Annotated in this window: 9 protein-coding genes; 2 read left to right on the top strand and 7 right to left on the bottom strand. The window is 40.4% G+C overall.

Going from position 1 to position 8,338, the window contains the following annotated elements; translation table 11 throughout:
• Positions 1–124 precede the first annotated feature (124 nt).
• Entirely contained in the window at positions 125–1,267 is a 1,143-nt protein-coding gene (gene queG / locus A5875_RS22240) for a tRNA epoxyqueuosine(34) reductase QueG (RefSeq protein WP_088935736.1), read from the bottom strand.
• Positions 1,268–1,767: 500 nt separating this feature from the next.
• On the opposite strand from queG, the gene A5875_RS22235 reads away from it, so the two are divergent.
• Positions 1,768–1,980, top strand: coding sequence for a type II toxin-antitoxin system death-on-curing family toxin (locus A5875_RS22235; protein WP_441316229.1), 213 nt, complete (start codon positions 1,768–1,770; stop codon positions 1,978–1,980).
• An 80-nt stretch (positions 1,981–2,060) separates the two neighbouring features.
• On the opposite strand, the gene A5875_RS22230 is transcribed toward A5875_RS22235, so the two are convergent.
• The 6 genes from A5875_RS22230 to A5875_RS22205 all read right to left on the bottom strand — a co-directional run bounded on the left by A5875_RS22230 (position 2,061) and on the right by A5875_RS22205 (position 7,083).
• Positions 2,061–2,864 (bottom strand): CPBP family intramembrane glutamic endopeptidase, encoded by an 804-nt coding sequence (locus A5875_RS22230; RefSeq protein WP_088935734.1) that lies wholly within the window; start codon positions 2,862–2,864, stop codon positions 2,061–2,063.
• 39 nt (positions 2,865–2,903) lie between these two features.
• Positions 2,904–3,695 carry an ABC transporter permease subunit gene (locus A5875_RS22225; protein ID WP_176244783.1) on the bottom strand — a complete coding sequence of 264 codons (792 nt, stop codon included), beginning with the start codon at positions 3,693–3,695 and terminating at the stop codon, positions 2,904–2,906.
• Positions 3,696–3,708: 13 nt separating this feature from the next.
• Positions 3,709–4,626, bottom strand: a complete 918-nt coding sequence (locus A5875_RS22220; protein WP_088935733.1) for an ATP-binding cassette domain-containing protein — start codon at positions 4,624–4,626, stop codon at positions 3,709–3,711.
• 199 nt (positions 4,627–4,825) lie between these two features.
• Entirely contained in the window at positions 4,826–5,014 is a 189-nt protein-coding gene (locus A5875_RS22215) for a hypothetical protein (protein WP_088935732.1), read from the bottom strand.
• 61 nt (positions 5,015–5,075) lie between these two features.
• Complete coding sequence (locus tag A5875_RS22210) at positions 5,076–6,398, bottom strand: sensor histidine kinase (RefSeq protein ID WP_088935731.1); 1,323 nt, start codon at positions 6,396–6,398, stop codon at positions 5,076–5,078.
• Complete coding sequence (locus tag A5875_RS22205; RefSeq protein ID WP_088935730.1) at positions 6,391–7,083, bottom strand: response regulator transcription factor; 693 nt, start codon at positions 7,081–7,083, stop codon at positions 6,391–6,393. Before A5875_RS22205 ends, A5875_RS22210 begins: the two co-directional genes overlap by 8 nt.
• A 200-nt stretch (positions 7,084–7,283) precedes the next feature.
• Here A5875_RS22205 and A5875_RS22200 point away from each other — a divergent pair, with 200 nt between their 5' ends.
• A complete protein-coding gene (locus A5875_RS22200; protein ID WP_088935729.1) occupies positions 7,284–8,234 on the top strand; it encodes a sialidase family protein in 951 nt (316 codons plus the stop codon).
• The last annotated feature ends 104 nt before the right edge of the window (positions 8,235–8,338 follow it).

Genomic DNA, 8,338 nt, shown 5'->3' with positions numbered 1-8,338 from the left:
ATTTTACACTTTATCAACGTTACATCTCGAACCATAATTTATATATTCCCTATACAAAAACTGCTAGAAAGAAATTCAAAAACAAAAAGACCGAACACCATAACTCGTATTCGATCCTCTTAACTCAACTAAACTTCTCCAAAACATTCGCTATCTCACTCAATACTTCCGAATCAGTTTCAATTTCTTTCAATTCCTGCAACAAACTAATCGTTTCATCTGGTGCTTTTTTTTTCAACTGGCCTAATGCCCAGACAGCGGTGCCTCGAATAACTGGTCGCTGATCCTGTAGACAGGCTTTGATTTCTGGCAGTGCTTCTTTACCGCCGAGGTTGGCTAAGGCAATCAGCGCATTACGCTGCAGCGGTTTTTTGCCGCGCCAAGATCCGGCTAAGTGGCCAAATTGTTTCTTGAATTCACGATTTGAGATGGATAGGAGCGGTGTCAGTTTTGGATAGACCTCATCGACTTTTGGCTCCATCTCTTCGTGAAAATGAAAGTCTTTGCCACGATTGTATGGACAAACTAGCTGGCAAATATCGCAACCGTAAATCACGTTGCGCATTTTCTTTCGATATTGCTCCGGCATCATACCCTTGGTTTGTGTCTGGTAGGATAGACATTTTGGGGCATTCATTCGGCCGTCTCCCAATAAGGCACCAGTCGGACAGCCGGTAATACAGCGTGTACAATCGCCGCAGCCATTCGGAACCGGCTGGTCTGGTTCAAATTGAATATTCGTGATTATTTCGCCAAGGTACACGAAGGACCCGTATTCTTCCGTTATCAACAGGCCGTTGCGTCCAATAAATCCCAGACCCGCGCGTTGTGCGACTGCGACATCGACCAGCTCACCTGTATCGACCTGCGGGGCAAAACGCCACTGCGCTTGAATTTGTTCCGTTTCAGCCTGTTCTTTGATAAAAGCGATCAGCTTAGTCAGCCGTTCTTTTAAAATGAAGTGATAATCCGTTCCCCACGAAGCTCGAGCAAATTGACCCCGTTTTTCATCCCGAGGGACCTTTTCGTGGAATTTGGTCGGATACGCCAAAGCAATCGCGATGATACTTTTGGGATTTTCAAATGTTTCTTCTGGATAAAGCCGTTCTTTGATATTTTGATGTTCAAAACCAGAAGTATGGCCCAGCGAGCGCTGCTCCAGCAAGGACTCCTCCAAATAATCAAAAGGTTCGGCTGTTGTAAAGCCGATTTTATCTATACCTAGCTGCTTACTTTCAGCGATAATCCGTTCTTTTAAGGTTTGCATTGTTCCACTCCTAGTTCCTAGTTCGTATTAAGAGCTTCATTTTTCAAAATCCAAAAAAATGAAGCTGATTCTCACCATGTATGTCATTCTACTAAACTTGCTAAAGCAGGATGGAGAACTGAGATTCTGATACGAATTTACAGGCCCTACTATATCATATGTTCCATGCTTGCAAAAGAAATCACCTGTTTGGTCAGAGAGCTGTATGGGAAATCTGTCCGGCATTTTTTACATAAGGCGATGGTTTTCCTGAAGAACTTTCGGCAACACTAGTTGCGAAGTAGTCATTTATTGCAATCCTAATGGTTCATACGCACCTGATTCTTCATGAGTGAAGTGAGTTTCATGTTGATCACCTCTATTTTTTTATTTCTAAAGATATCTACTGTATCTATTACTATAGTATAGAAAGAGAATATATTGGTAGATTACAAAAATTCTCTCACAATCCCTCCTACAAAAAAGCCCTCCAAAAATTTTTTGATTTATGAATATCTTAAATCATAAAAAAACATCCTTTTCACAATGCCAACAAACGTACTGCCTTCATGGCCTTGGATATTTTCTTTAAACTGAACGGCTTTACCTTAACATTAAGAAAAGAGCAGATACTAACTTTAGTCGTTGATATCGCTACTTACCAAGGGGATTTTGATAAGCTTAAAAACAACATCACGGTCTTTCTTCAAGATCATCTGAAAAGCAATCATTAAAAGGTTTTGTTCAAATATTGGAAGTAAAATGAAAAAGGTTATGCAGTTTATCGATTACCCTGCATAACCTTTTCATTTGTTTATAAATTTTCAAACGCTCGACTCTCATCCAATGAATTAAACGGCTTCTTAGCATACATAAAACATACCATCAAAAGAATTGCGATAGTCAGTAACCCTGTTTCACCTACTAAATACGATTTATACTCACCGCTAATGGATTGATCTAATAGGATTTGAATGACAAAATTGTGAGTGAAATGAAAGAATGCTGCTGGCCACACACTTTTTGCTTTAACACTCAAATAAGACATTGGATAAGACATGGCGATACATTGGATAACATATAAAGGGAGTTGATACCAAATTGGAATGCTAGAAACGTACCCCGTGATGATTAACGGCAGATGCCAAATCGCCCATATTACCCCTGTGAGAAATGCTCCTTTACGATACCCCAAGAGCTTGTATAGTTCACGATTTAAAAAGCCGCGCCAACCCAACTCTTCTCCAAGTGCTGTGATTAAGAATATCAATACATACAAAATCAGCGTAAATGGATTTTTTAAAAGCGTCCAAGCCATATTTCCTGAAACTACATCTTTTCCACTCAAGAATAAGTAGATACCATAGGACAAAATACTATAAATAAGTGGAATACCTATGCCTAATAAAACATATCGCAGTTTAAATTTCTTTAAGTTGAAAATCTTTTCTTCTGGATAATAGATTTTTTTGACAATTATTGCCGCCGCTCCAGGACACCACATCAATAGATAAGCCATATTCATCCATTGGTAGTGGATAATAAGAAAGTAGAAGATTGCACTTAAAGCAAAACAGATCATAAGAAATGATGAAATTGATTTTTTTGTATTTAGCATAAAAGTCTCCTTAGGTTTTATAAAAGAATGCCTACAGAACTAGATCACATCTGCTTCAGAGTACACACGCATACCAAGGAACAGTACGATCGCATCTAAAATAATCCAAAACAGCAGAACCATCCCTACATACATCAGTGGAAATTCCCAAAATCTCGACAGCAAGGAAAAGGCTGACAAAGGATCGCAGAGCTTTAGCCATTCTGCGTTTGGAAACAGCTGATAGATTTGATAAGTGACGGATGGAAAAATGATTAATCCAATTAAATAAGAAGCAATGGTGATGCTTGTTTTCTTGGTAAAAACCAGCAGTCCATTCCCGATAGCGATCATCCCAATATATAGCGGGATGGAAAGTATCAGTTGAGTCAAAATCCGACTGACCATGGTTAGACTGAAGCCGTCAAATCCAAAAAGAATAACTCCTGCAATGCAGCTTACGATTAAGCAAACCAGCGTATAGATTAAACAGCATAGAAATCCGGTAATACATTTGGCAAAGTATACTTTTTTTCGATCCACGAAATAAGATAAGCTGTTGCGGATCGTTCCTGCTGAGTAATCTGCACCTAAAACCGCCACCGCAAACGCTAAGATAAAGAATGGAAATAACCCGTCATCCCGCATCTGCTGAACAAACTGCGCACCATTTGCAGGTAAGCTTCGAGCGGCACTGGCCGAAGATTGGACGCCCACACCGCCAAATCCGCTGCGTGAATTGAACATGTTGATCCCTGTGATAATGATGATGATCATCCCTGCTAGAAAGACATTACGCACGGCTGATCCTTTTTTTATGCGAAAAATATCTGATTTAATAATACTCGTCATATCTTGTGCTCCCTCAAGCTATTTCATCGATAACATGGATGAAATAGTCTTCCAAATTTATTTTCACTTCGTTTGATGCATAGATTTTTATACCGTTTAAGCTTAAAAGCTCGATTACTTTCGAGGAATCCTTATGGCAATCGAAAAGCCGAATTTCTTCAGTAGAATGAACTTCAAAGCGTTCTGGATTCATCGCCGAGCTGAGAATTTCTCCCGCCTTCACCGCACTACTCACCTTCATAGTGATGTATCCTTGCGTGTTTTTTTCTAATTCTTCTTTAGTAAACTCCCTTATGAGCTTGCCTTGATGAATAATTCCGTACCTTGTCGCGACCTGCGCAAGCTCTGAAAGGATATGACTCGAAATCAGAATCGTAATCTGTTTCTCTTGATTCAGCTTACTGATGATTTCGCGAAACTCGATCATTCCGCTTGGGTCTAATCCATTGATCGGTTCATCTAGGATCAATAATTCAGGATCACCCATGATTGCTAATGCAAGTCCAAGCCGCTGCTTCATACCGAGAGAAAACTGATTGAATCGTTTACCTCCGGTATTGTCTAGATTTACTAATTTCAGAACCCGTTCGATTTCATTAGTATCCGCGATTTCTCTTTGGATGCGATAATATTCTAAATTTTCGCGTGCGGTCATTTTGGAAAAAAAAGCTGGGGTCTCGATCATCGCGCCAATTCTTTTTCTAGCTAGAATCAATTCGCGTTCTTCGCTGCTTTCAAAAAGTTCAAGATTCCCGCTGGTTGGGTGGATCAACGAGGTGATTATCCGTAATAAGGTAGTTTTCCCAGCCCCATTTTGACCAATAAATCCATAGATATCACCTTTTCTTAACGCCATATTTATCGTTCTGATGCTGGCTCCGCCAGAATATTTTTTTGTTAAATCATTCGTTTTTAAAATGGTTTCCTGCATGTTGCGACCTCTTTTCTATTTGCCTTATGATTTTTTGAAATGTGCTGATCTCACTATAGCGATTCAACCTATAATGAACCTTGAATCGTCAATCTCGCGTTGATCACGATGCAAAAAACTCCTCCCAACTAGAACTTAATTGTCTCTTTGTCCTAGTTAGGAGGAGCAGTTTAATTGTTGGTGAGTTTTTGCTTAGACTTTATTTTTTGGGCGGTAAAACCATTTGAGCCATTTGAAGCCTCGACACTTCCATTTTAAACTGGTCCCGCAAGAAATTTTTTCCTGCTTGGTTTTCCTTTGGCTCGATGGTGATCGTACAAACATCTGTGTCGACATATAATTTCTCATTTTCTAAATAGGCTTTACCAAAATCATTTTTAAAATACATACTAAATTCCTCCTTTGTTTTAAAGAAGATACGCAACTTTCTCTTAATATATTTTTCTATATCACGAAATTACTTTATATTTTCCATCTCTGCTATTCTTCGAAGACAGGCAGATAGTAAACTCCGTCTCTTCCTTCACGCTGCTTTTAACTTCGATCTTCCCACCCAATTGCTCCACGATACTTTGAGCGATCGAAAGTCCTAAGCCGTAACTGCCTGCATATTTTTGCCGAACCTCATTCGTTCGATAAAAGCGGTCAAAAATCTTCGGAAGATCCTCTTCAGCGATTCCATCGCCAGTATTTTTAAATTTGATCGTAGTTTCTTTGCCTTTTGTTCCTAGGATAAGATCAAAGGAACCATTTTTATTGGTATATTTGCTGGCATTGTCCATAAAGATATCAAACAACTGACCTAATAGGTTTTCATCGGTTCTCGCTGTGACCTTCGCGATCATTTTGTTTACAGTGATCTGTTTTGCTTCGAACTTCGCTTCATAATGCGAAAATGAATTCTCCAAAACTCGATCAAGCTGCACCTCAGAAATCGTCAGCTGCTCAAAGCTGGTATCTGTTTTTGCGATTCTCAGCAGGTTATTGACTAAGCCATTCATTCGGTCGATGCCGCTAGAAATATTGTCTAACCATTTCAACTGCTCGCTGATCGTCTCGTCCTTACTAGTGTAAAGTACGCCAACATTCGTTGAAATAATACTTAGCGGTGTCTTCAATTCATGCGAGGCGTCGGCGACAAATTGCTTTTGTTTTTGCCAAGCCTCTTCCATTGGTCGGATCGCACGGTTGGTAAAATAAATAATAACCAAAAAGAAAAGAAGCATTAGTCCGATCCCTACAATAGTCAACGTAATCGCCAGCGAAGACAAACTCTTTTTTGAGTCTGTAATGTCCAAAAAGCGCATGAGATACGTCTCGTCATCTTTTTCGACAGATTGCTCCTTGCTGCCATAATCAAATTTCGCAATCGCCGGCGCGACAACGTACTGCCATTCTCGCCCATTTATTTTCACGACTCCGCCCGCTCGGTTCTTCCACGCATATTTGGCGGCCTTGTGGTATTGCTTTTTGGACAGCTTCAAGGCGGAATCGATCATCATCGGCTTGCCGGATTTGTCTACCAGCATATTGAAATAGACTCCTGCGCCAGGAACGATGCGATTGATTTCCACCATATCATCACTCTTTTCGTCAAAGGTTACCTTGCCGCCGGTAATTCGTAATTGCTCCGCCTGATTCAATTTTTCAAGGTTATCCGATTTTTGCTTCAGATACGTGGTGAGAAAAATCGCCGCAAAAGCTGTTGTCAAAATAATCGCTACAAAAATAGTCGTCAGCGTGATCAAGCGTTTTCTAAACTGATTAATCATCGCCTTCACCACTGGTAAATTCTAGACGGTAGCCTAAATTTCGTACAACCTTGATCTGAGTCACGCTCTCGACCTGTCTCATTTTTTTTCGTAAAAGTGACACATGCATCTCCACATGATTGTATTCCGCTTCGGAATCATAGCCCCAAACCTTTTCAATGATCCGATCCTTTGAAGATAGCTGCGGATAATTTGACACGAGCATTTCCAAAATATTGGCTTCTTTTTTGGTTAACCCCAGCTCTCCTGTTTGAGTTTTCAGACTTAAATTGTACGGATTCAGTTCAAAATCACCAAAGGAAAGAATGCCATCGATCTTAAAAGCCCCTTTGCGTCTGCTTAAAGCTTTTAAACGCGCCAATAATTCCTGATATTGGAAGGGCTTGCTCAAATAATCGTCCGCTCCGCTGTTCAAGCCAGCCACTCGATCGTCTAATTCTCCTTTTGCCGTTAACATCAGAATCGGAATCTCGATCCCTGCTTCTCGTGCCTCCTTTAAGATCGCTAACCCATCTTTTTTGGGAAGCATGATATCTAAAATCGCTAAGTCGTACACACCAGAAAGCAGGCAGTCTAATCCATATTCTCCTTCTGCCGCGATATCTACCATGTATCCTTGTTTTTTTAAAATTTGTGCCGTTGCCTCAGCCAACATCGCTTCATCTTCAACTAGTAAAAGTTTCATCCATCGTCCTCCTTAACACCTAGACTCTTTTCCATTATAAAGGATCAAGCTCTAACCAACCTTGAATTATAAAAATAACTAAATCAATAAAACAATTGGTTCATTTTTAGCCAAAATCCTGATCCGCTCTCTGAAGTACAGCTTCATTATAGGTTCGCCCGTTATATTGAAATCATCAAAATTGAAATGGGGTCGTTAATATGAATAACAGAAAACCAAAATCAACTTGGTCCACTATCTTAAGGAATATTCCCTTCACAGTCAGAGTCGTAGTGGTCACTATTCTAGTGGGGCTTTCCATTGTCTCCTATAACATCGGTAAAGCTGTCACTGAGGCAAAGGCCAATAGCCAAGCGAATGTCTCCTTCTCTAACAAAAAGACGCAAAAAACTAAGTTGGACGATGTAAAAATCCGTCGCAATAACGGAAAATGGGAATTCTCCTCCGATGAAGGCTCTACCTGGTCCACAACACCGCCCGAAGGTATTTACGAAGACGAGAACGGCCGGCTGCGCTATAAAAATTCTACCTCAGAGAATATAAATAGCTCCGCTACTGAAGATACCTTCAAATTCCCATTCAGCGATAAAAATGGCAACAGTGTGATCATGAAACGGGAAGACGATAAATGGAAATTCTCTTCGGATGGCGGGAAAACTTGGACGGAAGAAAAACCAGAAGGCGTGGAAATCGATAAGAATGGCAAATTAACTTGGAAAAGCGAAGATAGCAAAAACATCTCGGAATTTGATCCAGAAAACAATCAATGGAAATATTCCGAAGATGGCGGAAAGACCTGGTCGGAGCCATTAAAAGAAATAGAAGATTGGCTTGAGAATGGCTTCACTGTCCCAGTTGAAGGTGGTGTCTCGATGAAAATCAAAGATGGCAAGATCCAATACTCAACAGACGGTGGAAAAACTTGGTCCGAAGAAGCACCAGAAGGCTTTGAAGATAACGTGAAATCCGTCATCACTAAACAATCTGAAGACGGCAAAACCCTCTACTCCACGGATGGCGGAAAGACCTGGTCCGAGGAAAAACCAGAAGGCTTTGAAATCCCAAACGTTGAAGATATCTTAGATTCCATCCCGGACGAACTATTGCCCAAGGATGAAGATTTAGGAGAAGGACAGTCAACGGCAATTTAAAATCAGAAAAACCAAGCCAGACCTCCTCATAATTAAAGGGAGGTTTGGCTTGGTTTGTTAACTGCTATCAATAATGATACCCAGAGGTTTACAAAGATGTATAT

This window comes from Enterococcus sp. 3H8_DIV0648, from assembly GCF_002140655.1.
In the GTDB taxonomy this organism is placed as follows: Bacteria; Bacillota; Bacilli; order Lactobacillales; family Enterococcaceae; genus Enterococcus_A; species Enterococcus_A hulanensis.
The sequence above is the reverse complement of the archived record's forward strand: the minus strand, read 5'-3'. Positions and strand labels throughout refer to the sequence as shown.

Excerpts from the sequence above, each read along its gene's own strand:
- A5875_RS22220 (WP_088935733.1), bottom strand. The coding sequence starts at position 4,626 with ATGCAGGAAACCATTTTAAAAACGAATGATTTAACAAAAAAATATTCT.
- A5875_RS22225 (WP_176244783.1), bottom strand. The coding sequence starts at position 3,695 with ATGACGAGTATTATTAAATCAGATATTTTTCGCATAAAAAAAGGATCA.
- A5875_RS22205 (WP_088935730.1), bottom strand. The coding sequence starts at position 7,083 with ATGAAACTTTTACTAGTTGAAGATGAAGCGATGTTGGCTGAGGCAACG.
- A5875_RS22230 (WP_088935734.1), bottom strand. The coding sequence starts at position 2,864 with ATGCTAAATACAAAAAAATCAATTTCATCATTTCTTATGATCTGTTTT.
- A5875_RS22200 (WP_088935729.1), top strand. The coding sequence starts at position 7,284 with ATGAATAACAGAAAACCAAAATCAACTTGGTCCACTATCTTAAGGAAT.
- queG (WP_088935736.1), bottom strand. The coding sequence starts at position 1,267 with ATGCAAACCTTAAAAGAACGGATTATCGCTGAAAGTAAGCAGCTAGGT.
- A5875_RS22210 (WP_088935731.1), bottom strand. The coding sequence starts at position 6,398 with ATGATTAATCAGTTTAGAAAACGCTTGATCACGCTGACGACTATTTTT.
- A5875_RS22215 (WP_088935732.1), bottom strand. The coding sequence starts at position 5,014 with ATGTATTTTAAAAATGATTTTGGTAAAGCCTATTTAGAAAATGAGAAA.